The sequence below is a fragment of the Deinococcus yavapaiensis KR-236 genome, assembly GCF_003217515.1.
GTDB lineage: Bacteria > Deinococcota > Deinococci > Deinococcales > Deinococcaceae > Deinococcus_A > Deinococcus_A yavapaiensis.
Genome location: NZ_QJSX01000010.1, coordinates 39,190 through 64,090 on the forward strand (window position 1 = coordinate 39,190; position 24,901 = coordinate 64,090).

Genomic DNA, 24,901 nt, shown 5'->3' on the forward strand with positions numbered 1-24,901 from the left:
TCCGCGCGAACACTGAGGCCATGACCCTTTCCCCCGAGGAGTTCTCGTCGTTGCCGAGCGGCTGGAGCGGCGACGCGTCCGGCATTTCCCGTGAGTTCTCGTGCTCGTCGTACGCGGCGGGCGTCGCCTTCGCGCTGCGCGTGGCCCTGCTCGCCGAGAAGCGCGACCATCATCCCGACGCGCTGACGATCGCCTGGAAGAAGGTGCGGGTGACGTTCGTGACGCACTCGGCGGGCGGCGTGACGAACCTCGACGTGCGCGCCGCCCTCGAAGTGAACGCGCTGTTCGACGAGTGAAGTGCTAGGCTTCCTCGGTGGATCGTTCGCGCTTCTCGCACGACGTGACCGTGGAAGCTTCGCACATCGACGAGCTCGGTCACGTCAACAACGTCGTGTACCTGCAGTTCATGGAGGGCGTGGCCCGCGCGCACGCCAGCAGCGTCGGCATGGGCCTCGAAGTCTTGTCGACGCTGCGCTGCGTGCCCGTGGCGCGCCAGTCGACCATCAAGTACCTCAAGCCGACCTTTCTCGGGGACGTGCTGACGATCGAAACGCGCATCTTCAAAGTGCAGGGCGCGCGGGCGTGGCGCGCGTACGAACTGCGCCGCGGCGACGAACTCGTCGCGAGCGGTGAGACGGAGTGGGTGTGGCTCGACCCCGTGCGTCAACGTCCGCGCGCCGCCGCGCCCGAAGTGCTCGCGGCGTTCGGCGTGCCCGCGTCGTGACGAACCTTCCTCGAGGACGCCGACGCGGCCACGCCGATCTTCACTCGGCGGACGTCACTTCACGAGGCTGGCCGCCACGGCGTCTCGGTGCGCGCCCGAGTCGAGCAAGTCGCGCAAGACGCGCACGGTGCGCTCCAAGTCCGCCTCGTCGTTGTACAGCGCGACGGGCGCGAGGCGCAGGATGTCGGGTTCTCGAAAGTCGGGAACGATGCCGCGCGCGCGCAGCGCGAGCGACAACGCTCCTGCCTCGGGATGCGCGAGCGCCACGTGCCCGCCGCGCCGCGCCGCTTCACGCGGCGTGACAATGCGCACTTCCGGCAGGACCTCGTCGACGAGGCGCGTCAAGTGCGCCGTGAGTTCGAGCGATCGCCCGCGAATCGCGGTCATGCCGAGCTCGTCGAACGCTTCGAGCGCTCCTTTGAGCGCGCCGAGCGCGAGGATGCTGGGCGTTCCGATTTGAAAGGCGCCCGCGCCGCGCGCTTTGCGAAACGTCGGCGCCATTTCGAACTGCGAGGCCTTGTCGTGCCCCCACCATCCGGCGAGGCCCGGCACGCGGTCGAAGTGCCGATCGTGCACGAACAGACCGCCGGGCGCGCCCGGTCCGGCGTTGACGTACTTGTAGTGGCACCACACGGCGAAGTCGACCTCGTCGTCGTGAAAGGCGTGCGGCACGCTGCCCGCCGAGTGCGCCGCGTCCCACCCGATCAGCAGACCGCGGTCGTGCGCGACGCGCGTCCAGCGGGAAACGTCGAGCAGTTGCCCGCTGCGGTACAGCACGGTCGGCAGCCACGCCAGGGCGACGTCGCCTGCGAGCGCCGCGTCGACGTCGTCGTCGTGCAGCGTGTACCCGTCGCGGCTGGGAATCAAGCGAACTTCCGCGCCTTCGCGCTCGGCCCAGCTGTTCAAAGCGTACAAGTCCGACGGAAAGTCGAGGCTCGTCGCCACGAGATGCCGCCGTGGCCCTTGAGGTCGATAGAACGTCGCCAGAAGCGCGTGCATGTTCGAGGTGATCGAACCGGTCGCGATGACCTCGTCGTCCCTCGCGCCGACGAGGCGCGCGAGGGACGGCGACAACCGCTCGGCGAAGTCGAACCAGGCGTCCCAACCTTCCACCGCGCGCTGCTCCCACTCGTCGAGCCGCGCGAGCAACTCTTCCTTGGCGCGCGAGGGCAGCGGTCCGAGCGAGTTGCCGTCGAGGTAGATCTTGCCGCGCGGCGTCGCGAAGTCGCCGCGCCTCATCGCAAGATCACCCGCGCGGGCGCGCCGTCGCCGCCCCACAGCGGCAGCGGCAGGCACACGAGTTCGTATGCGCCGGGCGCGACGCCGTCGAGGTCGAGACCTTCGAGGATGAACACGCCCGCCTCCTTGCACGCCATGTGCGCGTCGAGCGTCTTGCTCGTGAGCGGATCGACGCTCGGCGCGTCCGTGCCGACGAGTTTGACGCCGCGCTCGGCGAGCGCGCGAATCAACTCGGGCGACAACGCCGAGAAGGTCGTCGGAAAGGTCTCCCAACGCGCGGGTTGTCCCGTGTACAGCAGCACGCGTTCGGGCAGATCGCCCGCGCCGTCGAGGACGCTGGCGGGAACGACGTCGAAACCGGTCGCGCTCAAGACGCGGCACGGCCCGACCCACACGCTCAGCGGCACCTCGTGCAATTGCAAGCCCGCGTCGTCGTAGTGAAAGGGCGCGTCGACGTGCGTGCCGGTATGCGAACTCGTCGCGATGAGGACCGTGTTGACGGCGTCGCCACCCGAGATGCGCAAGCGCGGTTCGAGACGGTACGGTTCGTCGCCCGGCCAGTTGGGATGGCCGGGCGTGAGTTGACGAGTGACATCACGCATGCCGCCAGTGTAACGGCTGCGCGGCGACGTCCTTCACGCGGTCGGCGTGGCGAGGTCCGCGTGAAGGACGTCGCCGACCGTCGTGCTCTTCGCGGACCTCGCCTTCTGCATCACGTCGTGACGCCGACGTCGTGCAGCAGCACGCCCGCGCGCACGAGCAGATTGCGGAACGTTTCGGACGGTTCGCGCGCGCTTCGCCGCCACATCGCCACGAAGTTGAGAATCGCCCCGACGCGCAACTCCGCGTGCAAGTCGGGCTTCACGCCGAACGGCTCCAGGGCGCGCGCGTACGCCGCGAGCACTTCGTCTTCGAGGGCGCGGCGTTCCACGAGCGACAAGCGCAAGCCCAGCAGGTGCGCGAGGTCGAATCCGAGCGGGGCGACGCCCGCGTGCTGGTAATCGACGAGGTACGCGCCCCGCTCGGAGAACAGCACTTGGCCGAAGTGCAAGTCGCCGTGCGTCATCGTCGCGATGGTCGGCGCGCTCAGCAAGGTCTCCAACGCGTTCGGGGCGCGCAAGCGCTTGGCGGCCGCTTCGATATCGCTCGGCACGCCGAACGCCGGGACGCGCGCCAACGCCGCTCGGGCTTTCTCAGCGACTTTCACGGGCGCCCACGGAAAGGTCGGGTGTTCGCTCAGCGCGGCGTGCCCGGCCCACGCGCCGTGCAACCGCGCGACGATCGCCGTGAAGTGCGGCAGCTTCGCGAGGCGTTCGCGCTCGTCGAGGTCGCCCCAGCCGCGCGTCTCGTCGGTGAGGTCGCGCAGCACGACGTGCGCTTTGCGCGTCGCGTCGTCGCTCGCCGCGTGCAGCAACGCCGCGTGCGGCACGTCCACGCGAGGCGCGAAGGCGCGCAAGTACAGCGTTTCACGTTGAAAGCGCGCGAAGGCCCGCGCGTCGAAGTCGAGCGCGCGGCGATACTTCACGAACAAGGGCGGCGCGCCGTCGGCGCGCGCGCGCGCGTAACTCGCCGTCTCGCCGTTCCAACCGTCGAGCGTCTCGACGGAACCGAACGTGGAGCGCAGCGCCCGAGGAATGTGACGCGCCGTGACGATCGGACCGCCGCTCAAAGCGCGAGCGGCGGTCCGAACGGCGAGCGAGACGTTCAGGCGAGCCACATCACCGCGCCGCCGATGAGGGCGGCCGTGCTCACGAAGAGCCCCAGGAACACTGCGCAACCGAAGCTGCGACGGTGCGACGCGCGCCGATATCCGCCGTGCGAGCGATGATGGTGATGGTGATGCCCGGACGAGTGCGAGTGCGAACCGAAACTGAAGCCACCTCCGGAAAAGCTGCTCATGCCTCAATGTACGCGAACGGCCACCCGAAAGTTGCGCTTCAGCGCCGCAACCGCTCGGGCCGCAATCCGTACGCGGTGATGTAGGCGGGCACGCGCCGCAAACCGGGAAGGCGGTGCAACATCCGTAGCGCCAGCATCGGCACGTGCAGCGTCGCCCCGCCGTGAATCGTGATGACTTCGCGTTCCTCCACGACTTGCTGCGCTTGCAACACCGCGATTTGCCAAGCGCGCGCTCGCTGCACGCTGCGAAGGTGCCGTTCGCGCAGCGCGCCCGCGCGAAGCGGTGCGGAGAGGCGGTTGGCGGCGGCGATCGCGTCTTGCACGGCCATGTTGATGCCGAGCCCGCCGATGGGGGAGATCGGATGCGCGGCGTCCCCGATCAGCAGCAAGCCGTCACGGTGCCACCTCGGCGCGCGCGCCACTTGCACCGACAAGAGCTGCACTTGCCGCCAGTCCGTCAGAAGCGACGCGCGGTCGGCGAGCCACGGAATGGTCTCCTCCACGGCGCGCCGCAACGCCGTCACGCCCGCCGCCTTGGCGCGCGCGTACGATCCTTTCTCGATAGAGTACCCGACTTGCCAGCGTTCGCCGTGGTCGGTCGTGACGATGCAGTGCGGCCCGCCGAGGTACAAGTCGACGAAGCCGCTGGGATCGCTTGCACGGCGCGGCAGCGCGAACCACAACACGTCTTGCCCGGGCGAGTGGACGTGCAACGGCAAGCTCGCGAGGTCGCGCACTTTCGAGAAGCGGCCGTCCGCGCCGACCGTGAGGGTCGCCGGGACGTCGATGATGCCGTCGTCCGTGCGGGCGGTGACACCCGTGACGCGCCCGTCACGCGTGGTGAGGCCTTCGACGCGCGCGCCGAAGCGCACACGGACGTGCGAAAACGCTCGCAAGCGTTCGTGCAAGAACTCCAAGAAGCGCGCTTGCTTCATGACGGCGAGGTACGGGTAGCGCGTGTTGAGCGTCGTGAAGTCGGCGACGACTTGCGTGCTCTGCGGTGAGATGAAGCGCGCGCCGCGCGCGCGCGTGTGCGGCAAGGCGAGCAAGTCGTCGGCCAACCCGAGGTCGGCCATGAGCTCCAAGATCGCGGGATGCAGCGTGTCGCCGCGAAAGGAACGATCGAAGTTCCGCGCGGCTTCCAACACCGTCACGTCGATTCCTTGGCGCGCGAGCAGCAACGCGAGGATCATTCCCGCCGGTCCGCCTCCGACGACGCACACGTCCGACATGCTCGGCATTCTCGGCGGCGACGCCGCCGCTCGGTGTATCCACCGAGGCGATCTCAAGGTCGCATGCAGCACGAGGCGGCGTCACGGCGAAGTTCATGAGGACCGTGTAAACTCGAGGTCGGAGTCTCGTGTTCACCCTGGGTCTGCTGGCACTCAACTTGTCACTGCTCGTGACGCTGTCCTTTCTGGGCAGCCTCGCGTTTCGAGCGTGGCCGTTGTCGCACGATCGCCGCACGCGCTTTTGGCTGTCGGGGTTCGCGGCCGTGTCCGGCGTGGTGTTGATGCTCGCCTCCGTCGAAGGGCAACCCGGGGTGCGCCTCGACCTTCGCTACGTTCCCATCGCGTTGATCACCTTGCGGTACGGCTTGGCGTGGGGCGCGCCCGTCGCGGCCGTGATTCTCGCCGCTCGTTTCGGCATCGGGGGGCCGGGCGCGACGTACTCGATTTACGTCGCGCTGGGCGTGCTCGCCATCTCGGTGTGGGCGCAACCGCTCGCGCGCGACCTTCGCGCGTGGCGTCCTCGCGCGTGGCGCCGCTTTTCGCTGGCGTTCTTGCTGCTCGGCGCGCTGGTCGTGACCGGAACGGCCGCCGGGCTGTTTCCCGGCGCGAGCGGCCTGCACGCGAACCTCGTGATGTTGACGGCGTACACGGTCCTCGTCGTGGCGCTCAGCGTACTCGGCCTCGCGCTGAGCTTCGCGGTGATCGATTCGCGCTTGCGCTTGCTGGAACTCGGCGCGACGTACCGAGCGCAAGCGTTCACGGACGCCTTGACGGACTTGCCCAACCGCCGAGCGTTCAACGAAGCGCTTTCGTCGCTTCCGGCGGGGCAGTCGTTGCTGCTGCTCGACGTCGATCACTTCAAGCGCGTCAACGACTCGTTCGGGCATGACGTCGGCGATGACGTGCTGCGCTGGATCGGCCGTCGGCTTTCGGACACCGTCCGCAAGGAGGACGGCGTGTTTCGGCTTGGCGGCGAGGAGTTCGCGGTGCTGCTGCGCACGACGTCGAGCGAGGAAACGCTCGTGGTCGCGCGTCGCCTCGTGTCGAGCGTGCGCGACGCGCCCAACGGGCCCGCCCACGGCGTTCGCGTCACCTTGTCGGGCGGGTTGGCGAGGCGCGCCGCGCACGAGCGGGGCGCGGACGCGTACCGCCGGGCCGACGAAGCGTTGTACCTCGCCAAGACGAGCGGCCGCGATCGCCTCGCGATCGCGGCGCGCGCCTCGACGCTCACCCCGAGCGGCGTGACGACGCAGGAAGTGCTGCCGGGCGCGACGGATTTCAGCGCGCGCCGGTCGTTGTGGCGCACGGTGCGCGCGACGTTGTCGGCGCTTCAGAGCGAGCGCGACGTCACGCTCGACGAGTGGGCGGCGCTTCTCGACGGAGCCGTGACGAGCGTGCCGGGCGCGGACGCGGGCACGCTCGACGTGCTCGACGGCGGCGAGTTCCGCACGGTCGCGCAGCACGGCTTGACGCCCGACGTCGTGAACGGTCGGCAATCGGTCGGCGAACGCTTCGCTTGGTACGGCGGTTCGGACGCCGAGTGGCGCGCGGGTTCGCCGAGGGTGTTGCACGGCGAGCGCGTCGCGGCGCGCGCCGCCAACGCCGCGAGCGCCTTGGCGGACGCGCGCGACTTCGAGGACTTGCCGGACGTGGCGAGTCGAACGAACAGCGTGCAGGCGACGCTGTGCTTGCCCATCGTGGTGGACGGGCACGTCGTCGCGCACCTCAACCTCGATTCGTTCGTGCGTTTCGACGCCTTCGGGCCCGACGCGCACGTCGTCGCGTCGGAGTTCGCCGTGCAGATCGGGGCGCTCCTCGGCGCGCGCGCGCGTCGTGAGCGAGAGCGGCGACGCCGTTCGGAACTCGAGGCGCTCGTGGACGTCGGCGTGGCTCTCGGGCCGGTGCGGACGTTGGAGGACGCCGCGCTGGTCTTGACGCAGCATGCGCGCGCGCTGTTCGACACGACGCGCGTGACGTACTTGCGGTACGACCCCGTGGAGGACACGCTGCGAAGCGACATCCTCGGTGGGCGTGGCGGCAAGTTCAAGATGCCGCGCGGCACGGGCGCCGCGTGGGCGGCGTTGTCGAGCGGCGCGATCGTCCGGACGGGCAAGGCGGAGGCGGTCCTCGCGATTCCCCTCGACGAGCACGGCGTCCTCGTCGCCGTTCGAGACGCGTCGCGGCCTTTCACGGACGACGACGAGCGCCTCGCGCAAGCCTTGTCGAACTTCGCCGTGGCGGCCTTGTCGCGCACGCGTGGCTCCGAGCGCCTCAGTGACGTTCCGTGACGCGGCGCGACAATCAACAAGGCGGGGGACGTCACCGTCCCCCGCCTCGCAAGACGTCGCTCAGTCGGCGCTCACGGCGACTTCTTGGCGCAGCAACGGCGCGATGGCCGCGTTGAACGCGTCGAAGTCGTGGAAGCTGAGTTGCTGCTCGTTGTCGCTCAGGGCCGTGGCGGGATTGGGGTGCACTTCGAGGTACACGCCGTCGGCGCCCACGGCGAGCGCGGCGCGCGCCAGCGGAATGAGCAGGTCGCGGCGTCCGGCGGCGTGCGCGACGTCGACGATGACGGGCAAGTGCGTTTCTTGCTTCGCGAGGGCGACGGCGCTGAGGTCGAGGGTGTTGCGCGTCCACTTCTCGAACGTGCGAATGCCGCGTTCGCACAAGATGACGTTCTCGTTGCCTTCGCTGAGAATGTACTCGGCGCCGTACAGCCACTCTTCGACGGTGGCGCTGAGGCCGCGCTTGAGCATCACGGGCACCTTCGAGCGGCCCACTTCTCGCAGCAACGAGAAGTTCTGCGCGTTGCGCGCGCCGATTTGCAAGACGTCGGCGTGCTCGGCGACGACTTCGATGTCGCGCGTGTCCATGACTTCCGTGACGAATTGCATGCCGAATTCACGCGCGACGGACGAGCCGATGATGAGGCCGTCGACGCCCATGCCTTGAAAGCCGTACGGTGACGTGCGCGGCTTGTACGCGCCGCCGCGCAAGAACTTCACGCCGCGACTGGCGAGGTGACGCGCCGTGGCGATCATCTGCTCTTCGCTTTCGATGGCGCACGGCCCGGCCATGATGACTTGCGCGGCGCCGCCGCCGACGCGCACGCCGTGGATGTTGAGCGTGGTGTCGTGCGGCCTCACCTTGCGCGACACGAGCAACTGCTTCTTGTCGTTGCTTTCCTCGAGGTCGAGGCTGGCGCGGAAGATTTCCGTGAAGATCTTTTTGATGACGGCGTTCGAGAAGGGGCCGGGGTTGCGCGCTTCGAGGTCGCGCAGTTGCTGCTCTTCACGCACGGGGTCGTAGTGGCTTTGGCTTTTGCCTTCGAGGCTCTTGATGCGTCCGATTTGCGCGACGATCTCGGCGCGCTTGCTGAGCAACGCCAGCAGTTCGTGGTTGATCCCGTCGATTTGACGGCGCAGTTCTTCGATGGTCTGCATGGCGCTCAGTGTAGGTCCGCGCACGACGGTGCGTCGTGCGCGGAATAGTCAACTGCTCGAAGTTGTCCAGCTTTCGCTGGTTTCGCGTGTTTCTCAAGCGTCGCTGGCGACGAGGCGGTCTCGGGGCGCGGCGAGCCTCGAGATGATGATGCCGAGTTCGTACAACACGTACACGGGCAGGGCGACGATCATCATGTTGAACGGGTCGGGCGTCGGCGTGATGATGGCGGCGGCGAGGAGGATGACGACGAAGGCGATTTTGCGAAGCCGCCCGAGGAGGCGGGCGTTCACGATGCCGATCTTCGTGAGGACGAAGGACAGCACGGGCAATTCGAACACGGCGCCGAGGGCGACGAGCAAGGCGATGATCGTGCCGATGTACTTGGCGACGTCGAGGTTGACGGTGACGCCGCCGCCGAGGAAGTCGAGCAAGAACGGCACCATGTTCGGCAAGAGCGCGTAGTACCCGAAGATGACGCCCAATCCGAACATGAGGCCGGCGCCGATCACGAACGGCACGGCCCAGCGGCGCTCTTCGGGATACAAGCCGGGCGCGACGAACAGCCACACTTGATGCAACACGAACGGCAACGCGAGCGCGAGGCCGCCCCAGAAGGCGAGGTTGAGGCTCATGATGAGTTGATCGGTGAGTTGCATCACCACGATGTTCACGGTGGTCGACGCGCGGTGGATGGGCGCTTCGAACCACGCCAGCAACTGCGTTCGGTACGACCACGCGACGCCCATTCCGACGGCCCAGTAGCCGATGGAGATGACGATGCGCGTTCGCAGCTCTTCGAGGTGATCGAAGAGGGGCGCTTCGGCCGTGTTCTTCTTGACGGGACTCCTCGCCATTCGCTTCGTTACGCCTCGTCTTTCTTGGCGGCGGGCGTGGCTTCGTCGTCGTTCATGCCTTTCTTGAATTCACGCATGCTTTGCCCGAGGCCCTTGCCGAGCTGAGGTAACTTGCGCGCTCCGAAAAAGACGACGACGAGCACCAAAATGATGATAAGTTCGAGCGGTCCGAAAGGCATGGGAAGTCCTCCTGTGTCGTCACCCTAGCGCGCGGATGGGTCGGCGACTGTGCGTTGACGGCGAACGTCACGCCACACCTTGTTGTACGCGTCACTCACTCGGCGTGGATGCGCGCCGAGCGAGCCAATCGGCGAGAAAGCCGCCCTTGGCCTTGAGCGCGCCTTGGGATTTGCTCCAGTAACGCGCGCTCCAACCGGGCACGATCTTCGCTTGGCCGCGCGCCACGATGAGCGCTCCTTCGGGAACGTCGCCCGTGACGGCGCTGCCTCCCGCGACGAAGGCGGCGTCTCCGAGCGTGGCGGGCGCGATGAGCGTGGTGTTGCTGCCGACGAACACGCCGCGTCCGATGACGGTCTTGTGCTTGTTCAAGCCGTCGTAGTTGGCGGTGATGGTGCCCGCTCCGATGTTGGTGTCCTCGCCGATGTCCGCGTCGCCGAGGTACGCGAGATGCCCGGCTTTCACGCCTCGGCCGAGCCGCGCGTTCTTGACTTCCACGAAGTTCCCGACGTGGGCGTGCTCTTCGAGCACGGCGCCGGGCCGCAGGCGCGCGAACGGACCGACGTTCGCGCCCGCCTCGACGCGCGCTCCTTCGAGTACGCTGTGCGGCTTGACGTGAACGTCCTCGCCGACGAACGAGTCGCACACGACGCTGTACGCGCCGATGTGCGCGCCCGTCTCGACGCGCGTCGCGCCGCGCAGGATGACGCCCGCTTCCAAAATGACGTCGGGCGCGATCTCGACGCTGTCCTCGATCGTCGTCGTGGCCGGGTCGTGCATCGTGACGCCGCCGCGCAAGTGCGCCTCGTTGACGCGCGCGCGCATGAGACGCTCGAGCTCGGCGAGTTGCACGCGGTCGTTGGCGCCCATGACCTCGCCGGGATCTTCGATCTTGAAGGCGTCGACGTTCGCGCCGATCGAGCGGTACAACGCGACGAGGTCCGTGAGGTAGTACTCGCCCGCCGGCGGCGTCTTCTCGATGCGCTCGGCGAGCGTGACGGATCGGTCGTCCATAAGGTACACACCCGAATTGAATTCCCCGATGGTCTTCTCTTCGGCGTTCGCCGCCTTTTCCTCGACGATGCGTTCGACCGTGCCGTTCTCGGCGCGCATGATGCGGCCGTACCCGGTGGCGTCGGCGAGCTCGCTCGTCAAGACGGTGAGGCCCGCGCCGTGCGCGCGGTGCCGTTCGAGCAAGGCCCGCAAGGTACCCAAGGCGAGCATCGGCGAGTCGCCGTACAGCACGAGGACGTCCGCGCCGCCCGCGAGTTCGCGCGCGCCGATCAAGAACGCGTGCCCGGTGCCGAGCTGCTCGCCTTGCCGCGCGAAGCGCACGCCTTCACGCGCGAGGATCGCTTCGACTTCGGCCGCGCCGTGCCCGGTGACGACGACGATGTCGCGCGCGCCGAGGTCACGCGCGAGCTTCGTCGACCACGCGATCATGGGTCGTCCGAGCACTTCGTGCAGCATCTTCGAGCGCTTGGATTTCATGCGGGTGCCTTGACCGGCGGCGAGGATGACGACGTCGAGAAGGCGGTCAGGCACGGCGCGCCTCCATCGTTTCGCGCGGTCGGCGCGCGAGGCGAACGAGCATGACGATCGAGATGACGACGATCGGAATGGACGCGAGTTGCGTGAAGGTGAACAGCCCGACGCCGGACTTGCCGAGCCCTTCGCTGAGGTACACGTTCCACGTCAACGGATTGAGGCGGAAGGTCTCTTCCCAACCGGCGCGCAGCAGCGAGTACCACAACCAGAATTGCCAAAAGGCCCAGCCGGGAATCTTGGAGCGCAACCAGTAGAAGCTCGCGATGGTGACGATGATGCCGATGATGACGCCGTAGATTTGCGTGAAGTGCACGGGTTGCGGCATGACGAGGCCGGCGGCGCGTTGCACGCAGTACGTCGCGAGGTTTTCTTGAGCGTTGGGGTTGCACATCGCGTCGTGGAAGCCGCGCGCCCAGTCGGGCCACACGAAGCCGACGGGCCACGAGGTGATGCGTCCGACGGTGTCCGAGCCGTTCATGATGTTGCCGAGCCGACCGCCGATGATGCCGAGCCCGACGCCGGGAACCATGAGTTCGGCGTACGAGTAGAAGTTGACCTTGTGCCGCCGAGCGTAGTAAAGCAGCACGAGCAGGCCCGCGGCGAGGCCGCCGTGAATGGAGATGCCGCCTTGGCGGATGTTGATGACCTCGACGAGGTTCGTGAGGAGGTTGTCGTGCTTGAAGAACAAGCCGGGGCTCGTGAGGACGAAGACGAGGCGCGCGCCGATCACGCCCCACAAAATCGCCCAGAAGGCCATGTCCGAGAACAAGTCGGGATTGAGGCCGCGCGCTCGGGCCAAGCGCAACGCGATCACCCAGCCGACGGCGATGCCCGCCGTGATGAGAAGTCCGTACCACGCGACGGACAAGCCGAAGATGCTGAATGCGACGGGATCCATGACGCCTCAGTGTACAGCCCGACATGAAAGGAGCAAGAGTTCCTTCACGATTCGAGGGCGGCTTGCACGCGCGCGCGCGTGAACACGCCCTTGACGAGGACGCGCTCACCGCTCGTCAGCACGGGCACGTCCCAGCCGTACTTCGCCTCCAAGGTCGCGTTTCCTTCGATGCCGACGCGCTCGAACGCGACGCTCAGGCGCGTCAGCAAGTCCTCGGCTTGCTCGCACAAGTGGCAGCCGTCGCGGGCGTACAGCGTCAGAACCACACGAGCCTCGCGATTTCGACCAAGCCGATCAGGACGTGCAAGAAGAACTTCGCGGCGATTCCGGCGAGCAGACCGAGCAGCGTGCCCCACGCGGCGCGCGCCGCGTCGGGCAGCGAGCGTCGCTCCACGGCGATTTCGGCGAGGAACGCCCCGCCGAGCGGGCCGAGGACGAGGCCGAAGGGCAAGAAGATTCCGGCGACCGAACCGATCACCGCGCCCCACATGGCGGACTTCGATCCGCCGAAGCGGCGCGCGCCCCAGCCGGACGTGACGTTGTCGACGAGCGAGATCAGCACCGTGACGACGCCGACGCCGCCCAGCCAAAGCCAGTCGTACCATTGAAAGCCGTCGATCCACGTGGCGGCCACCGTCCCGACGAAGATGATGAGCGTGGCGGGCACGACCGGAACGAACGTTCCGATCAACCCGGCGATCCAGGCGACGAGGAACACGGTGAGGGCGAGGCTCATAACGATTCACCCTACGCGGCGCCCACCTTAGAAGTTGCGAAGCCTCGCGGGATTTTCCTTGAATTCCTCGATCGACGACGCCTTCCTAACGTATGTTAGACTCCCGTCGTGAAGAAAGTCGTGATCGTCTCGGCGTCCAGGACGCCGATCGGCAAATACCTCGGCGCCTTGAGCTCCCAGTCGGCGATCGACCTCGGCGCGACTTCCGCGCGGGCGACCTTGCAACGCGCGGGCGTCGATCCGGCGGTCGTGGAGGACGTCATTCTCGGGCAGGTCGTGAGCGCGGGCAGCGGGCAAAATCCGGCGCGTCAAGCGGCGATGCGCGCGGGCGTTCCGTCCTCGGCGGGCGCGCTGACCATCAACCGCGTGTGCGGCAGCGGCCTCAAAGCGGTGATCCTCGCGTCCCAAGCGATTCGCGCGGGCGACTCGGACGTCGTCTTGGCGGGCGGCATGGAAAGCATGTCGACGTCGCCGTACCTGCTGCCCGGCGCGCGCAGCGGCTACCGCATGGGCAACGCTCAAGTCATCGACGCCAACACCCACGACGGCTTGTGGTGCTCGATCACCGACGAAGGCATGGGACTCACGGGCGAGCGCGTCGCGCGTCACTACGGCATCACCCGCGAAGAGCAAGACGCGTACGCCTTCGAAAGCCACCGCCGCGCGGTGGACGCGCAACGCGCCGGACGCTTCGACGACGAGATCGTTTCCATAGAGATCACGAGCCGAAAAGGCGCGACGCTCGTCACTCAAGACGAAGGACCGCGCGCCGACTCCACCGTCGAAGCGCTCGGCAAGCTCAAGCCCGCCTTTGCGAACGACGGCACCGTCACGGCGGGCAACGCGCCGGGCCTCAACGACGGCGCGGCGACGCTGCTCGTCACGAGCGAGGAGCGCGCCCTCGCCTTGGGCCTCACGCCCCTCGCTGAAATCGTCGCGAGCGCGTCGTCGGGCCTCGATCCCGCGTGGGTGATGATGACGCCCGTACCCGCCGTGCGCAAGCTGCTGGAAAAGACGAACCGCGGCGTGTCGGACGTGGATCTTTGGGAGCTCAACGAGGCGTTCAGCGTGCAAGCCCTCGCCGTGTCGCGCGATCTCGGCCTCGACACCGCCAACGTCAACGTGAACGGCGGCGCGGTGGCCCTCGGTCATCCTATCGGCGCTTCCGGCGCGCGCATCCTCGTCACGCTGCTCGCGGCGCTTCAGCAGCGCGACCGGGAAACGGGCGTGGCGACGCTGTGCATGGGCGGCGGCAACGGCCTCGCGCTGCTCGTGCGCCGCCTCGGTTGACAAGGACACTTCCCGAGTAAGCTTGGCTCATGCTGACGATTCTCGACACGACGTTGCGTGACGGCGCCCTCGCCGAGGGCATCGACCTCACCATCGAAGACAAACTGCGCGTCACGCCCCTCATCGACTCCCTTGGCGTGCAGTACCTCGAAGGTGGGTGGCCGCTCGTGTTCGAGCGCGACCTGGAGTTCTTTCGGCGCGCGGGCGAAGAGTTGCAACTCGGCGCCAAACTCACGGTGTTCGGCGCGACGCGCCGCCCCGAAACGCTCGTGACGCGCGACCGCGGCATGGCGTTGCTGCTCGAGTCGGGCGCGCCGGTCGTGCACTTGTACGGCAAGGTGTGGACGCTGCACGTCGAGAAGGTGCTCGGCACGACCCGCGAGGAGAACCTCGCGATGCTGCGCGACTCCGTCTCGATGATGAAAGGTGAAGGGCGCGAGGTGATCTTCACCGCCGAACACTTCTTCGACGGTTTTCGCGCCGACCGCGAATACGCACTGGCGAACTTGCACGCGGCGGTCGAGGCGGGCGCCGACATTCTGTCGCTCGGCGACTCGAACGGCGCGAGCTTGCCCGACCTCGTTCAGGAGGGCGTGCGCGCCGCCCTCGGCATCGCGACGGGCCGCACGGTCGGGCTGCACCTTCACAACGACCTCGGGCTCGCGCTCGGCAACACCATCGCGGGTCTCTCGGCGGGCGCGACGCACGTGCAAGGCACCGTGAACGGCTACGCCGCTCGGTCGGGCATCACGGACCTCACGGCGCTGTTGCCGATTTTGAAACTCAAGATGGGCGTGGACGTCGTGACTGACGCGCAACTCGCCCGCTTGAGTTCGGTCGCGCGCAAAGTCGCCGAGATCGTCGGGCTCGGTGACGAGATGGACCACAAGCCCGTCGTGGGCCGCAAGGTCTTCTCGCACAAGACGCAAACGCACGTCGCGGCCGTTCTGAGCGCGCCCGAAGCGTACGAGGCGATCGCGCCCGAAAGCGTGGGCAACCAACGACGGTTGTTGCTGCCGGGCCTCACGCGCCCCACGTACCTGGCGGAAGTCGCGCGAACGTACGGCGTCGACCTCAGCGTGTCGAGCGCCGCGAACGCGAACATCCTCGCCGTTCTCAAAGGCTTGGAGGATCAAGGGTACACGTACGAGGACGCCTCGGCGAGCCTCGAGCTTCGTCTCGCGCACCTCACGGGAAGCGCCACCGCGACGTTGGCGGTGGAGCGACTGCGGTTGTTCGAGGTGATTCGCGGCGCGAACCAGACGGTCGTGGAGGCGAGCCTGCGCGTGCGCGTCGGCGCGGACAGCGTGTACGTCGCCGCCGAGGGCGCCGAGCCGCTCGAGACGCTCTACCTCGTGCTGGTCGCGGCGTTGCAAGCCGTGCCCGACACGCGCGAGCGCGGCACGGCGATGCGGTTCCTCGGCGCGCGCGTTCGCAACTTGGGTCGAGGGAAAGTGCGCGTCGTCGCGACCCTCGGCGACGGCGAGCGCGAGTGGACGACGGTCGGTATCGACCGTGATCTCGTCAAGGCCGCGTGGACGTCGCTGCTGGACGGCGTTGAGTACGGACTGAGCGGCTTGCAAGGTCAGACAGTGGTTTCCCCGTGAGGAGTTTCGTTTCTTCCCGCCAAGCGTTCGCTTGGCGGTTTCGTTCGAGGTGATACATGAAGTTCGGCGTGATCGGTGCGGGACAGATGGGCGCGGGCATCGCGCAAGTGGCGGCTCAGGCGGGATTCACGGTGGTGCTGCGAGACGTCGAGGAGCGCTTTTTGCAGCGCGGCCGTTCCGTGATCGAACGGTCCTTGGCGAAACTCCACGAGAAAGGCAAGCTCGACGCGACGCCCGAGGACGTGATCGGGCGCGTCTCGTTCACGACGGCCCTGGAGGATTTCGCGGCGTGCGACGTCGTGGTGGAGGCGATCGTCGAGGACGAGGCCGTCAAGAAGGCCTTGTTCGCCGACCTCGGCCGGATCGTTCAGCCGAGCGGTATTTTGGCGAGCAACACGTCCTCCATTCCGATCACGAGTCTCGCCACGGCGTCGGGTCGCCCGGAGCGGTTCATCGGCATGCACTTCATGAATCCCGTGCCGCTCATGGCGCTCGTCGAAGTCATTCGTGGATACGCGACGAGCGACGAGACGGCGGCGTTCGTGGTCGACGCGGCGCGCCGGATGGGGAAGACGCCTTTGTCGTGCAACGACTTTCCCGGGTTCGTGTCGAACCGAGTGTTGATGCCGATGATCAACGAGGCCATTCAGTGCGTGATGGAAGGCGTGGCGGAACCCGAGGCGATCGACGGAATCATGAAGCTCGGCATGAACCACCCGATGGGACCGTTGACGCTGGCAGATTTCATCGGTCTCGACACCTGCCTGGCGATCATGGAGGTGCTGCATCGCGGCCTGGGTGACGACAAGTACCGTCCGTCGCCGTTGCTGCGCAAGATGGTTCAAGCGGGCTTGCTGGGTCGCAAGAGCGGGCGCGGCTTTTATACGTACGGCACGGCCTGAACTGGCTCTATCTGTGTTGTGAAAAGGGGAGGGCTGCTTCACGCAATCCTCTCCTTTCCGAGGAAATAAAAATTTCACGCGCTCGACTATCGTGATTAATTTCACTTGTACTCTCATGGTTGATCTTATTTTTTCTGATGACGAGTCAGGTATTAACCTGTAGACCTCTCAAGTGAAGACGTGGGCGCCCTGCGGACAAGCTCCTACTGTGGAGACCAAGCTGAACTGGAAGTCTTTGTCGATCATCACGGCACTCACCAGCACTGCCAAGGTTTACCAGCCCACCTTCGAGCACGCCGTGAACGCCGTGCAGCTTTCTGTCGGTCACGTCCGGCAGAACGATCGGACGGTGGTCGCCAGACCCTGGAACCTTCCCCGCAATGCCGCGCCTTTCGCTGGGCTGGCTTGCTCCTTGAACGACCTGATGAAGTTCGCTCGTTTCATGCTCGGCGATGGACGCAACGCCCAGGGAGAACGACTCCTGAGTGAGCAAGGAATGGCCGCTCTGCTGCACCCCAACGAGAGACGACGGACGGGCGCTGGGTGGGACTGACGTGGAACGTGGCCCTGGTGAACGGCGTGCAGGTGGTGTCGCATGCCGGTTCTATGGGAGGGCAGACAGCAGTACTGGCCTTGATCCCGAAGCTCGGGATGGCTTTCGCGTCGATGACGAACGCTGCTGGGGGCATGGAGATGAATCGTGCGTTGTTGGAATGGTTTTCCCAGCATGTCCTGCACGACGAGCCCCAGGAACCGGCTTGGTTGACCTTGAGGCAGGATGAGCTCGTGGAGTACGAGGGTCGGTATCAAGTTCCCGGAGACCGACATAGCTTTCGCGTCACGGCCCACGAAGGTGGATTGTTGTTCGCGTTCGAGCGAGGTGCAGGAAGGGAGGTGTTTGATGCATCGGATCTCTGGCCCCCGACTCGGTTTGTGTTTCATGCGCAGGACCGAGTGACGGTGCGGGACTGGATTCTCAAGGGGATGAGGTTCGATTTCCTGCGTGTCGACGGTCTGGTTCACTATCTGAGGGCGTTTTCTCGGATCATGGTTTGTCAGCAGAAGGCGTAAGGATCTCTACGCGTCACCTTGCACGCTCGTTCCTTGGCCCAGCATCAGCAGCCGAAAACCAACTTCTGCTGCTGTCAGTCATTAGGCACGGCGCCTCCGAAAAGGGAAGGCTCGCGGCACAATATCGCGTCTTTCATTTTTCATTCCTGCCGCGCGCCATGCGAGGATATGCGGGGCTGGAGGCGAGATTTTTCCGTAAATGCGGCAAAAATTTCACGCGCCCATTTTATCGTGAATCATTTCACTTACCTCCATTGAATGGTTTCCTACCGCTCTCCTCAAGACCCTACGAAGACTCGAAGGGTGCGGCCTCTCGAGTCTTCGATCACAACGTCAACGCCAAGCGAAGTGCCTGCGCGAGTCCTCCCGCGTCCACGTGACCGACGTGATACCGTGCCGCTTCGCGCGCGTCCGCGTCGGCGTTGCCCATCGCCACGGCGTGCCCCACGACGCCCATCGCGCCGACGTCATTGTGCGCGTCGCCGACCATCATGACGCGCTCCAACGGCACTCCGTACGAAGCCGCGACGGCCGTGACGGCGCTCGCTTTGCTCACGCCGGGCTTCGTGAGGCTCACGAACAACGCGTCCGGCATGACCGGCGAGGTGGCAGGGGAGACCGTGAGGTCCTCGTTCGCTTCCGAGAGAAGCTCGTCTTTCATCGCGAGCGGCACCACCCACTGTGCCCGCACGACCTTCCCGTCGAGGCTCAGCAAGTCGCGCGGAACGAACGGCACGCCCAGCAACGCCGCGTGCTCCACGGCCGCGCGGTCGGTGCGCTCCACGGCGTACGCGTCGTCCGTGTACACCTCCAAGATGCGGTTCGTGCGGCGCGCGAGATTCACAAGGTTCGCGAGGGCCACGCTCGGCAAACCTTCCGAGCGGGACGCGAGGGACGACACGTTCACGATCGACGCGCCGTTTTGGAAGATGTGCCACGCCGAGTCGTCGAGTCGCCGCGCGTACTCGCGCGCCACGCCGAACGCGGGGCGGCCCGTCGTGAGGCACAAGTGAATTCCGGCGGCGCGCGCCTCGCTCACCGCGTCCCATACCACCTCGGGAATCACGCCGCCCGTTCCGACGAGCGTTCCGTCGACGTCGATGCACACCAAGCCGAGCGTCACAAGCGCCCCTCGTGTTCCACCACGGCGCACCCACCGACGCGCACTTCACGCACGGCGTCCCCGTCGAGCGCGATGTCGACGATGACTTCGCCCGGCGTGCCGAGCGCGTGTCCTTGTCGGCACAAGCCGCGCGCCATGCCGCCACGCCTCGGCAGAATGCCCGCGCTCGCCAGCATCGCCACGAGGGCGCCCGACGAGCTGCCCGTCACGGGGTCCTCGGGAATGCCCACGAGCGGCGAGAAGTCGCGCGTGTAAAACGAGTCCGGACTCATGGGCGCGTACGCGTGCACGCCCGTGACGCCGAGTTCGCGGCTGATCGACTCGATCTCGGCGAAGTTCGGCTCCAAGGCGTCCACCACGAACGCGTCGAGCAGCGGCACGAAGATCGACCACAAGCCGGTGCTCGCCACGGCCATCGGCAAGCCTCGGTGTACGAGGCGGTCGCTGACGCCGAGCGCGCCGGCGAGGCGTGACCGCCAACCGCTCGGAAGCGTTCGCACTTCCAAGGGGCGCTGGCGCATCCACACGCGGTGGGGCGCGCCCGCTTCGCGTTCCAAGTCGAGTTCGATCGGTCCGACGAGCGTCTCGAGGACCATGCCGTCACGCCACAAACCGCGTTGCGCGAGCACGAGGCCGAGCGCGACGGTGGCGTGACCGCAAAACTCGATTTCCTGGGTGGGCGTGAAGTACCGAACGCGTGCGACGCGTTCGTCGACGTTCACCACGAACACCGTCTCGGGCACGCCGAGGCGCGCCGCCAAGCCTTGCATTTGAGTGTCGCTGAGCGACGCGCCGTCCAGGACGACGCCGGCGGCGTTGCCGTGTCCGGGCGTGGACGTGAAGGCGCTCACTTGACAGTACGAAATCATGACGCTTCAGGGTAGCGTGTTCGAGCGGGCGGCGCGCCGAGGTGGTCTTGAGCGACTTCCCCATCCATCCGATGATAATGAATGTTATCATCGGAGCGACATGCCGAAGAAGCCCGACGACGCCCTCGTTCCCTACACTGGCGACCGCCTCGCCCAAGCCCGCTCCGTCGCCACCCTCCACGACGACGAACTCAAACGCCGCGCGAGCGCCGCCGCCCGCGACAAGAACCTCGACGATCTCTGGGCCATCACCCTCGCGTACCTCACGTCCGATTCGCACGCGGGCGTCGGCGCGAGCAAGCACACGCTGCGCGCCTACCGCAAAGGCGTCGAAGTCCTCGTGGAGTACGCCGCCGACCACGCGTGGAACTTGCTGCGGCCCGGTCGACGCGAGCCGGGCTTGTTCGTCGCGCACCTCAGCGCCTCGGGCCTCAAGCCCGCCACCGTGCACTCACGCGTCGCGAGCGCCAACGCCTTGTACCGCGCGCTTCGCTGGGCGGGCGCGACGGACGCCGATCCCTTCGCGGACGTCAAGCGCCCCAAGGACCGCACGAAGGGCATCGTGAAGAACCCGCCGTACAAAACCGACTTCGTGACCGCCATGGCCGAGGTCGCCCGAGCCGACGAGCGCGCGTTGATCTTGCTCATGGCGCACGCGGGCCTGCGCATCGCCGAGGCGCTCGCCTTGGCCTGGGAGCACGTGCACTTCGAACGCAAGCGCCTGCTGGTCGCGCATGGCAAAGGCGACAAGGCCCGCCTCGTGCCGATGAGCGCGAAGCTTCGCGAGGCCCTGCACGCCTTGCGCGTCGAGCGTGGTCTCCCCTCGCGCGGCTTCGTCTTCACCTTCCACGCGTACGCCACGGCGTACGAACGCCTGCGCCGCCTCGCGCGGTCCATCGACCGTGAGGACGAGTTTCGAGGATTTCACGCGGGCCGAAAGCTCGCCGGAACGCGCCTGTACGCGCAAGTCAAGGATTTCACGCGCGTCGCGGGCTTTCTGGGGCACGAGCAGGTGGACACCACGCGTCGTTACGTGGAACTCCCCGAGGACGATCTCGCCGACGCCGTGGAGAACTTCGAGTAACACGACGAACATACGTACAAGTGAAATGATTCACGATAAAATGGGCGCGTGAAATTTTTGCCGCCTCATCAAATTTCCCTTCCACCCATGCCTCTATAATTCCACCCATGACGTTCATTTCCGACCTTCCCCGGCACATCGACAAGGAAGTCACGCTCACGGCGTGGCTCACCGACAAGACGGGACGCGGCAAACTGCAATTCCTCAAGCTTCGCGACGGCAGCGGCTTCGTGCAAGCCGCCATGTCGAAAAACGACGTGTCCGAGGACGCCTTCGAGACGGGCAAGCGCCTCGTGCAAGAACAGGCCGTGCGCGTCACGGGCGTCGTGCGCGCCGACGAGCGCGCTCCAGGCGGCGTGGAACTCGGCGTGAAAGACCTCACCGTCGTGAGCGAGAACCACGGCGAGTACCCCATCACGCCCAAAGAGCACGGCGTGGACTTCCTGCTCGACCACCGCCACGTCCACTTGCGCCACCGCCGCCCGTGGTCGATCATCCGCGTGCGCGACTGCGTGCAACGCGCCGTCGCCGACTTCTTCCACCAAGAAGGCTTCGTCCGCTTCGACGCGCCGTTCTTCACGCCGAACGCCGCCGAGGGTACGACCGAACTCTTCGAAATCGACTTGTTCGGGGAGGACAAAGCGTACTTGTCGCAAACGGGCCAATTGCACGCCGAGGCGGGCGCCCTCGCGTTCGGCAAGGTCTACACCTTCGGCCCGACCTTTCGCGCCGAGAAAAGCAAGACGCGCCGCCACCTGCTCGAATTCTGGATGATCGAACCCGAAGTCGCGCCCGCCACGCACGAAGACAACATGGCGTTGCAAGAGCGCTTCGTGAGCTTCCTCGTGCGCCGCGCCCTCGACGAGTGCGAAGCGGAACTCACGATGCTTGGGCGCGACCTCGACAAGCTGCGGCCCGCCGCCGAAGGAAACTTTCCGCGCGTCACGTACAGCGACGCCCTGGGAGTCATCAACGACCGCATCACGCGCGGCGACTTCCCGGAGAACGTCTCCCCCGACACGCCGCTGCTCACGTGGGGCGACGATTTCGGCGCGCCGCACGAAACCATTCTCGGCGCGAGCTTCGACCGTCCCGTGATCGTCGAGCGGTACCCGGCGGCGATCAAGGCGTTCTACATGCAGCCCGATCCGCGAGACGAACGCGTCGCGCTGTGCGACGACATGATCGCGCCGGAAGGTTACGGCGAGATCATCGGAGGCTCCGAGCGCATTCACGACTTCGAGCTCCTCAAGCGCCGCATCGAACACGAAGGCTTGCCGCTCGAAGCGTTCGAGTGGTACCTCGACTTGCGCCGCTTCGGCAGCGTTCCGCACGCCGGCTTCGGCATGGGCTTGGAACGCACGATCGCGTGGATCACCGGCATCGACCACATTCGCGAAGCGATTCCCTTTCCGCGCATGCTGACGCGCATGCGTCCGTGACGCGAACGTAGCGAGAGCGGCAGTCTCGGCGCCCGCGCCCTTCTAGGGTAACGTCATGCGCCGCGTGGACGTGCTCGTGATCGGCAGTGGCCCCTCTGGGCTCGCCCTCACGAGCGCGCTCGCGTCGAACGGTGTGGCGGTCGCCAACCTCAGCTTGGACGCGCACGCACGCTGGCCGCAAACGTACGGCGCTTGGGAAGACGAACTCAGCGACCTCGACGTGCCGACGTCGCACCGCTGGAGCCGCGTGTTCGTCCATCCGAAGCGCGAACGAGCATTGCAACGCGCGTACGTCCTGCTCGACAACGAAGCGCTGCAAAACCAACTGCGCGAACGCGCGGCGCGTGACGGCGCCGCGTGGCGAGCCGCGCGGGCGGTCGAGGTGCGAGCCACGCCGCAAGGAAGCGTCGTGCTCGACGCGCACGGCCGTTCGCACCACGCGCGGCTCGTGGTGAATGCCAGCGGCCACGTCGACTTCGACGCGGCCGCCCCCAGCACGTCGAGGTTGGCGTTTCAAGCGGCGTACGGCGTCGTCGCGACCTTCGACCGCCCGCCCATCAAGCCCGGCTCCGTCGCCTGGATGGACTACCGAGCCGAGCACTTGCGCCCCGGCGAGTTCGACGCCGCCCCGACGTTCCTGTACGCCATGCACCTCGGCGGCGACCGCTACTTCGTCGAGGAGACGTCGCTCGCCGCGCGACCCGCTCTGTCGACGGACGTGTTGCGAGACCGCCTGCAACGCCGCCTCGCGTGGAACGGCACGCCGCCCGCACACGTGGAGCACGTGGAGCGCTGCCTCTTTCCGATGAATCGCTCGCCCGCGCCGCCGTCGCGCGTCGTCGCGTTCGGCGGCGCGGCGGGCCTCGTTCATCCCGCGAGCGGCTTCATGGTCGCGCACGCCCTGCGCCTCACGCGAAGCGTCGCCGCCGAGATCACGCTCGCCCTTCAGCAAGAGGCGCGCGCCGACGACGTGTCGAAGCGGGCGTGGCGCGCGGTGTGGCCGAGCGACGCGAGGCGCGCGCACCGCCTGTACACGTTCGGCTTGGAAGCCTTGCTGCGCCTGCGCGGCGCCGAGCTCGCCGAGTTCTTCGACGCCTTCTTCGACTTGCCGAGCGACCGCTGGCGCGCCTTTTTGTCCAGAACGGCCGCGCCCGCCGACGTCGCGGCCATCATGCTGCAAGTCTTCACGCGCGCCCCGAACGCCGTGCGCCTCTCGCTCGCGCGGTCGGCGCTGCACGAGCCGCGCACGTTGCTCGGAGCCGCCTTGAAGCGGTGACTCAAACTTCTTGCGGTACCTTGCCAAGCTCGAACGCCGCGTGCGCGGCGCGCACGGCCGCGTCGACGTCCGCCTCTTCGATCGCGAGGGAGATGTTGAGTTCCGACGACCCTTGCGCGATCATCAGCAAGTTGACGTTCGCGGAGGCGAGCGCCGAGAACAACCGCGCCGCGACGCCGCGCTGACCGCGCATGCCTTCGCCGACGACGGCGACGATGGCGACGTTCTCCTCCACCTCGTACGCCTTCACGAGCCCCGAGCCTTGCAAGGCCTCCTCCAGCACGCGCGTGGCGTGCGCGGCGACCGTGCGGCCCACGACGAGGCTGACGTTGGCTTGAGACGAACCTTGCGAAATCATCTGCACGGGAATGTTCTCGCGCGCGAGCACCTCGAAGATTTGCGAAACGACGTCGGGCACGCCCACCATGCCCGCGCCTCCCACCGTCAAGACCGACAAACCTCGAATCGCCGTGACGGCCTTGACGGGATGCGCCGCGTCCGTCTTGGCGTCTTTCGTGACGAGCGTGCCGGGAAAGGCGGGATCGGCGGCGCTCTTGACGCGCAAGGGAATCTCGGCGTCTTGCAGCGGCGTCACGGCGAGCGGGTGCAGGACCTTCGCGCCGAAGTACGCGAGTTCCATCACCTCGGCGTAACTGAGATGCTCGAGGTTGCGCGCGTCGGGCACGCTGCGAGGATCGGCGCTCATGACGCCGTCGACGTCCTTCCACGTCCAGACTTCCTGCGCGCCGAGCGCCGCGCCGAGAATCGTGGCCGTGTAGTCCGTGCCGCCTCGCCCGAGGGTCGTGACGACGCCTTCGGGCGTCTCGCCGATGAAGCCGGACACGACGGGCGTGAGGCCCACGCCGATCAAGCCGCCGAGACGCTCGCGAAGCCGCGAATACGCTTGAGGCAGCGGACGCGCGTTTCCAAAGTCCCGATTCGTGACGAGGCCCGCCGCGCCGCCCGACAAGTGATGCGCGCGCACGCCGATGCCTTCGAGGGCGAGCGCCATCAGGGGCGCGCTGAGACGCTCGCCGAACGACACGATGAGGTCGCGCGAACGCGCGCTGAGCTCACGCAGAAGTCCGACGCCCGTCACCGTCTGCTGCAGCGTGTCCGTCAACTCGCGCAGTTCCCGCGCGACGTCGGACGTCGCGCCCGCGCCGAGTTGCGACGCCGCTTCGAGGTGGCGAGCGCGCAGCGACGCGATGTCCGCCAACGCGCCGCCGAGGTCGCCTTGTTCGGCGCGTGACGCGACGCCGAGCAAGGTGTCCGTGACGCCCGACATCGCCGAGACGGCGACGGCGACCTTCGTCCCCGCCGCCGTGGTGCGCGCCACGAGGGACGCCGAGCGTGCGATGGCGGACGCGCCGCCCATCAAAGTGCCGCCGAACTTCATCACGATCATGCGTCGAATGCTAGCAACCGCAGCGTGCGCACTCGCGCAGAGTCATAGACGAAGGCGCAGACTTGAAAGCGCGGATGG

General features: G+C 67.0%; 26 protein-coding genes. 11 read left to right on the forward strand and 15 right to left on the reverse strand.

Features of this window, described 5'->3' with window-relative positions; all coding sequences use genetic code 11:
- The first annotated feature begins 20 nt into the window (after positions 1-20).
- Together DES52_RS13055 and DES52_RS13060 are read left to right on the forward strand one after the other, a co-directional pair.
- Positions 21-296, forward strand: a complete 276-nt coding sequence (locus tag DES52_RS13055; protein WP_110887406.1) for a 4a-hydroxytetrahydrobiopterin dehydratase — start codon at positions 21-23, stop codon at positions 294-296.
- Positions 297-313: 17 nt separating this feature from the next.
- The gene (locus tag DES52_RS13060) at positions 314-724 is read left to right on the forward strand and encodes an acyl-CoA thioesterase (protein WP_110887267.1); all 411 of its coding nucleotides are present in this window, start codon (positions 314-316) and stop codon (positions 722-724) included.
- A 54-nt stretch (positions 725-778) separates the two neighbouring features.
- Here DES52_RS13060 and kynU read toward each other — a convergent pair whose 3' ends face one another.
- The 5 genes from kynU to DES52_RS13085 form a co-directional block, all read right to left on the reverse strand.
- Positions 779-1,963 (reverse strand): kynureninase, encoded by a 1,185-nt coding sequence (gene kynU / locus DES52_RS13065; protein ID WP_110887268.1) that lies wholly within the window; start codon positions 1,961-1,963, stop codon positions 779-781.
- Positions 1,960-2,565, reverse strand: coding sequence for a cyclase family protein (locus tag DES52_RS13070; protein WP_110887269.1), 606 nt, complete (start codon positions 2,563-2,565; stop codon positions 1,960-1,962). The genes kynU and DES52_RS13070 overlap by 4 nt, the downstream gene beginning before the upstream one ends.
- 110 nt (positions 2,566-2,675) lie before the next feature.
- Entirely contained in the window at positions 2,676-3,680 is a 1,005-nt protein-coding gene (locus DES52_RS13075; RefSeq protein ID WP_110887270.1) for a phosphotransferase family protein, read from the reverse strand.
- A complete protein-coding gene (locus tag DES52_RS13080) occupies positions 3,668-3,862 on the reverse strand; it encodes a hypothetical protein (RefSeq protein WP_110887271.1) in 195 nt (64 codons plus the stop codon). Before DES52_RS13080 ends, DES52_RS13075 begins: the two co-directional genes overlap by 13 nt.
- 38 nt (positions 3,863-3,900) lie before the next feature.
- Positions 3,901-5,094 (reverse strand): FAD-dependent oxidoreductase, encoded by a 1,194-nt coding sequence (locus DES52_RS13085; protein ID WP_110887407.1) that lies wholly within the window; start codon positions 5,092-5,094, stop codon positions 3,901-3,903.
- Between the two features lie 128 nt (positions 5,095-5,222).
- Between DES52_RS13085 and DES52_RS13090 the strand changes: the two genes are divergently transcribed.
- Positions 5,223-7,382, forward strand: a complete 2,160-nt coding sequence (locus tag DES52_RS13090; RefSeq protein WP_110887272.1) for a diguanylate cyclase domain-containing protein — start codon at positions 5,223-5,225, stop codon at positions 7,380-7,382.
- Between the two features lie 60 nt (positions 7,383-7,442).
- On the opposite strand, the gene DES52_RS13095 is transcribed toward DES52_RS13090, so the two are convergent.
- The 7 genes from DES52_RS13095 to DES52_RS13125 all read right to left on the reverse strand — a co-directional run bounded on the left by DES52_RS13095 (position 7,443) and on the right by DES52_RS13125 (position 12,751).
- A complete protein-coding gene (locus DES52_RS13095; protein WP_110887273.1) occupies positions 7,443-8,537 on the reverse strand; it encodes a bifunctional 3-deoxy-7-phosphoheptulonate synthase/chorismate mutase in 1,095 nt (364 codons plus the stop codon).
- A gap of 93 nt (positions 8,538-8,630) precedes the next feature.
- Complete coding sequence (gene tatC / locus DES52_RS13100; protein ID WP_110887274.1) at positions 8,631-9,392, reverse strand: twin-arginine translocase subunit TatC; 762 nt, start codon at positions 9,390-9,392, stop codon at positions 8,631-8,633.
- Between the two features lie 8 nt (positions 9,393-9,400).
- The gene (locus DES52_RS13105) at positions 9,401-9,571 is read right to left on the reverse strand and encodes a twin-arginine translocase TatA/TatE family subunit (protein WP_110887275.1); all 171 of its coding nucleotides are present in this window, start codon (positions 9,569-9,571) and stop codon (positions 9,401-9,403) included.
- Between the two features lie 91 nt (positions 9,572-9,662).
- Positions 9,663-11,114, reverse strand: a complete 1,452-nt coding sequence (gene glmU / locus DES52_RS13110; protein WP_110887276.1) for a bifunctional UDP-N-acetylglucosamine diphosphorylase/glucosamine-1-phosphate N-acetyltransferase GlmU — start codon at positions 11,112-11,114, stop codon at positions 9,663-9,665.
- Positions 11,107-12,015: a prolipoprotein diacylglyceryl transferase gene (locus DES52_RS13115; protein ID WP_110887277.1), complete on the reverse strand. Its 909-nt coding sequence runs from the start codon at positions 12,013-12,015 to the stop codon at positions 11,107-11,109. Before DES52_RS13115 ends, glmU begins: the two co-directional genes overlap by 8 nt.
- Before the next feature lie 44 nt (positions 12,016-12,059).
- A complete protein-coding gene (locus DES52_RS13120; protein ID WP_110887278.1) occupies positions 12,060-12,281 on the reverse strand; it encodes a glutaredoxin family protein in 222 nt (73 codons plus the stop codon).
- Entirely contained in the window at positions 12,272-12,751 is a 480-nt protein-coding gene (locus DES52_RS13125) for a DUF456 domain-containing protein (protein ID WP_110887279.1), read from the reverse strand. Before DES52_RS13125 ends, DES52_RS13120 begins: the two co-directional genes overlap by 10 nt.
- A 108-nt stretch (positions 12,752-12,859) precedes the next feature.
- On the opposite strand from DES52_RS13125, the gene DES52_RS13130 reads away from it, so the two are divergent.
- The 5 genes from DES52_RS13130 (at position 12,860) to DES52_RS13150 (ending at position 17,621) form a co-directional block, all read left to right on the forward strand.
- Positions 12,860-14,041 (forward strand): thiolase family protein, encoded by a 1,182-nt coding sequence (locus DES52_RS13130; RefSeq protein WP_110887280.1) that lies wholly within the window; start codon positions 12,860-12,862, stop codon positions 14,039-14,041.
- A 29-nt stretch (positions 14,042-14,070) separates the two neighbouring features.
- Positions 14,071-15,648 carry a homocitrate synthase/isopropylmalate synthase family protein gene (locus tag DES52_RS13135; RefSeq protein WP_110887281.1) on the forward strand — a complete coding sequence of 526 codons (1,578 nt, stop codon included), beginning with the start codon at positions 14,071-14,073 and terminating at the stop codon, positions 15,646-15,648.
- Positions 15,649-15,704: 56 nt separating this feature from the next.
- A complete protein-coding gene (locus DES52_RS13140; RefSeq protein WP_110887282.1) occupies positions 15,705-16,550 on the forward strand; it encodes a 3-hydroxyacyl-CoA dehydrogenase family protein in 846 nt (281 codons plus the stop codon).
- Between the two features lie 208 nt (positions 16,551-16,758).
- The gene (locus DES52_RS13145; RefSeq protein WP_110887283.1) at positions 16,759-17,103 is read left to right on the forward strand and encodes a hypothetical protein; all 345 of its coding nucleotides are present in this window, start codon (positions 16,759-16,761) and stop codon (positions 17,101-17,103) included.
- Between the two features lie 17 nt (positions 17,104-17,120).
- On the forward strand, positions 17,121-17,621 hold the full coding sequence (locus tag DES52_RS13150) for a hypothetical protein (RefSeq protein ID WP_146237283.1): 501 nt from the start codon (positions 17,121-17,123) through the stop codon (positions 17,619-17,621).
- A 325-nt stretch (positions 17,622-17,946) separates the two neighbouring features.
- On the opposite strand, the gene DES52_RS13155 is transcribed toward DES52_RS13150, so the two are convergent.
- Together DES52_RS13155 and DES52_RS13160 are read right to left on the reverse strand one after the other, a co-directional pair.
- Positions 17,947-18,744, reverse strand: coding sequence for a Cof-type HAD-IIB family hydrolase (locus DES52_RS13155; protein WP_110887285.1), 798 nt, complete (start codon positions 18,742-18,744; stop codon positions 17,947-17,949).
- Entirely contained in the window at positions 18,741-19,613 is an 873-nt protein-coding gene (locus DES52_RS13160; protein WP_110887286.1) for a PhzF family phenazine biosynthesis protein, read from the reverse strand. Before DES52_RS13160 ends, DES52_RS13155 begins: the two co-directional genes overlap by 4 nt.
- 100 nt (positions 19,614-19,713) lie before the next feature.
- On the opposite strand from DES52_RS13160, the gene DES52_RS13165 reads away from it, so the two are divergent.
- From DES52_RS13165 to DES52_RS13175, 3 genes are all read left to right on the forward strand, one after another.
- The gene (locus tag DES52_RS13165; protein ID WP_110887287.1) at positions 19,714-20,697 is read left to right on the forward strand and encodes a tyrosine-type recombinase/integrase; all 984 of its coding nucleotides are present in this window, start codon (positions 19,714-19,716) and stop codon (positions 20,695-20,697) included.
- A 107-nt stretch (positions 20,698-20,804) separates the two neighbouring features.
- A complete protein-coding gene (gene asnS, locus DES52_RS13170) occupies positions 20,805-22,139 on the forward strand; it encodes an asparagine--tRNA ligase (protein WP_110887288.1) in 1,335 nt (444 codons plus the stop codon).
- A gap of 55 nt (positions 22,140-22,194) precedes the next feature.
- Positions 22,195-23,415 (forward strand): lycopene cyclase family protein, encoded by a 1,221-nt coding sequence (locus tag DES52_RS13175; RefSeq protein ID WP_110887289.1) that lies wholly within the window; start codon positions 22,195-22,197, stop codon positions 23,413-23,415.
- Position 23,416: 1 nt separating this feature from the next.
- Here DES52_RS13175 and DES52_RS13180 read toward each other — a convergent pair whose 3' ends face one another.
- A complete protein-coding gene (locus DES52_RS13180; RefSeq protein WP_110887290.1) occupies positions 23,417-24,823 on the reverse strand; it encodes an aspartate kinase in 1,407 nt (468 codons plus the stop codon).
- Positions 24,824-24,901 lie beyond the last annotated feature (78 nt).

Coding starts and splice junctions, on each gene's coding strand:
- DES52_RS13055 (WP_110887406.1), top strand. CDS start 21: ATGACCCTTTCCCCCGAGGAGTTCTCGTCGTTGCCGAGCGGCTGGAGC.
- kynU (WP_110887268.1), bottom strand. CDS start 1,963: ATGAGGCGCGGCGACTTCGCGACGCCGCGCGGCAAGATCTACCTCGAC.
- DES52_RS13070 (WP_110887269.1), bottom strand. CDS start 2,565: ATGCGTGATGTCACTCGTCAACTCACGCCCGGCCATCCCAACTGGCCG.
- DES52_RS13080 (WP_110887271.1), bottom strand. CDS start 3,862: ATGAGCAGCTTTTCCGGAGGTGGCTTCAGTTTCGGTTCGCACTCGCAC.
- DES52_RS13085 (WP_110887407.1), bottom strand. CDS start 5,094: ATGTCGGACGTGTGCGTCGTCGGAGGCGGACCGGCGGGAATGATCCTC.
- DES52_RS13095 (WP_110887273.1), bottom strand. CDS start 8,537: ATGCAGACCATCGAAGAACTGCGCCGTCAAATCGACGGGATCAACCAC.
- tatC (WP_110887274.1), bottom strand. CDS start 9,392: ATGGCGAGGAGTCCCGTCAAGAAGAACACGGCCGAAGCGCCCCTCTTC.
- DES52_RS13105 (WP_110887275.1), bottom strand. CDS start 9,571: ATGCCTTTCGGACCGCTCGAACTTATCATCATTTTGGTGCTCGTCGTC.
- DES52_RS13115 (WP_110887277.1), bottom strand. CDS start 12,015: ATGGATCCCGTCGCATTCAGCATCTTCGGCTTGTCCGTCGCGTGGTAC.
- DES52_RS13125 (WP_110887279.1), bottom strand. CDS start 12,751: ATGAGCCTCGCCCTCACCGTGTTCCTCGTCGCCTGGATCGCCGGGTTG.
- DES52_RS13135 (WP_110887281.1), top strand. CDS start 14,071: ATGCTGACGATTCTCGACACGACGTTGCGTGACGGCGCCCTCGCCGAG.
- DES52_RS13140 (WP_110887282.1), top strand. CDS start 15,705: ATGAAGTTCGGCGTGATCGGTGCGGGACAGATGGGCGCGGGCATCGCG.
- DES52_RS13160 (WP_110887286.1), bottom strand. CDS start 19,613: ATGATTTCGTACTGTCAAGTGAGCGCCTTCACGTCCACGCCCGGACAC.
- DES52_RS13165 (WP_110887287.1), top strand. CDS start 19,714: ATGCCGAAGAAGCCCGACGACGCCCTCGTTCCCTACACTGGCGACCGC.
- asnS (WP_110887288.1), top strand. CDS start 20,805: ATGACGTTCATTTCCGACCTTCCCCGGCACATCGACAAGGAAGTCACG.
- DES52_RS13175 (WP_110887289.1), top strand. CDS start 22,195: ATGCGCCGCGTGGACGTGCTCGTGATCGGCAGTGGCCCCTCTGGGCTC.
- DES52_RS13180 (WP_110887290.1), bottom strand. CDS start 24,823: ATGATCGTGATGAAGTTCGGCGGCACTTTGATGGGCGGCGCGTCCGCC.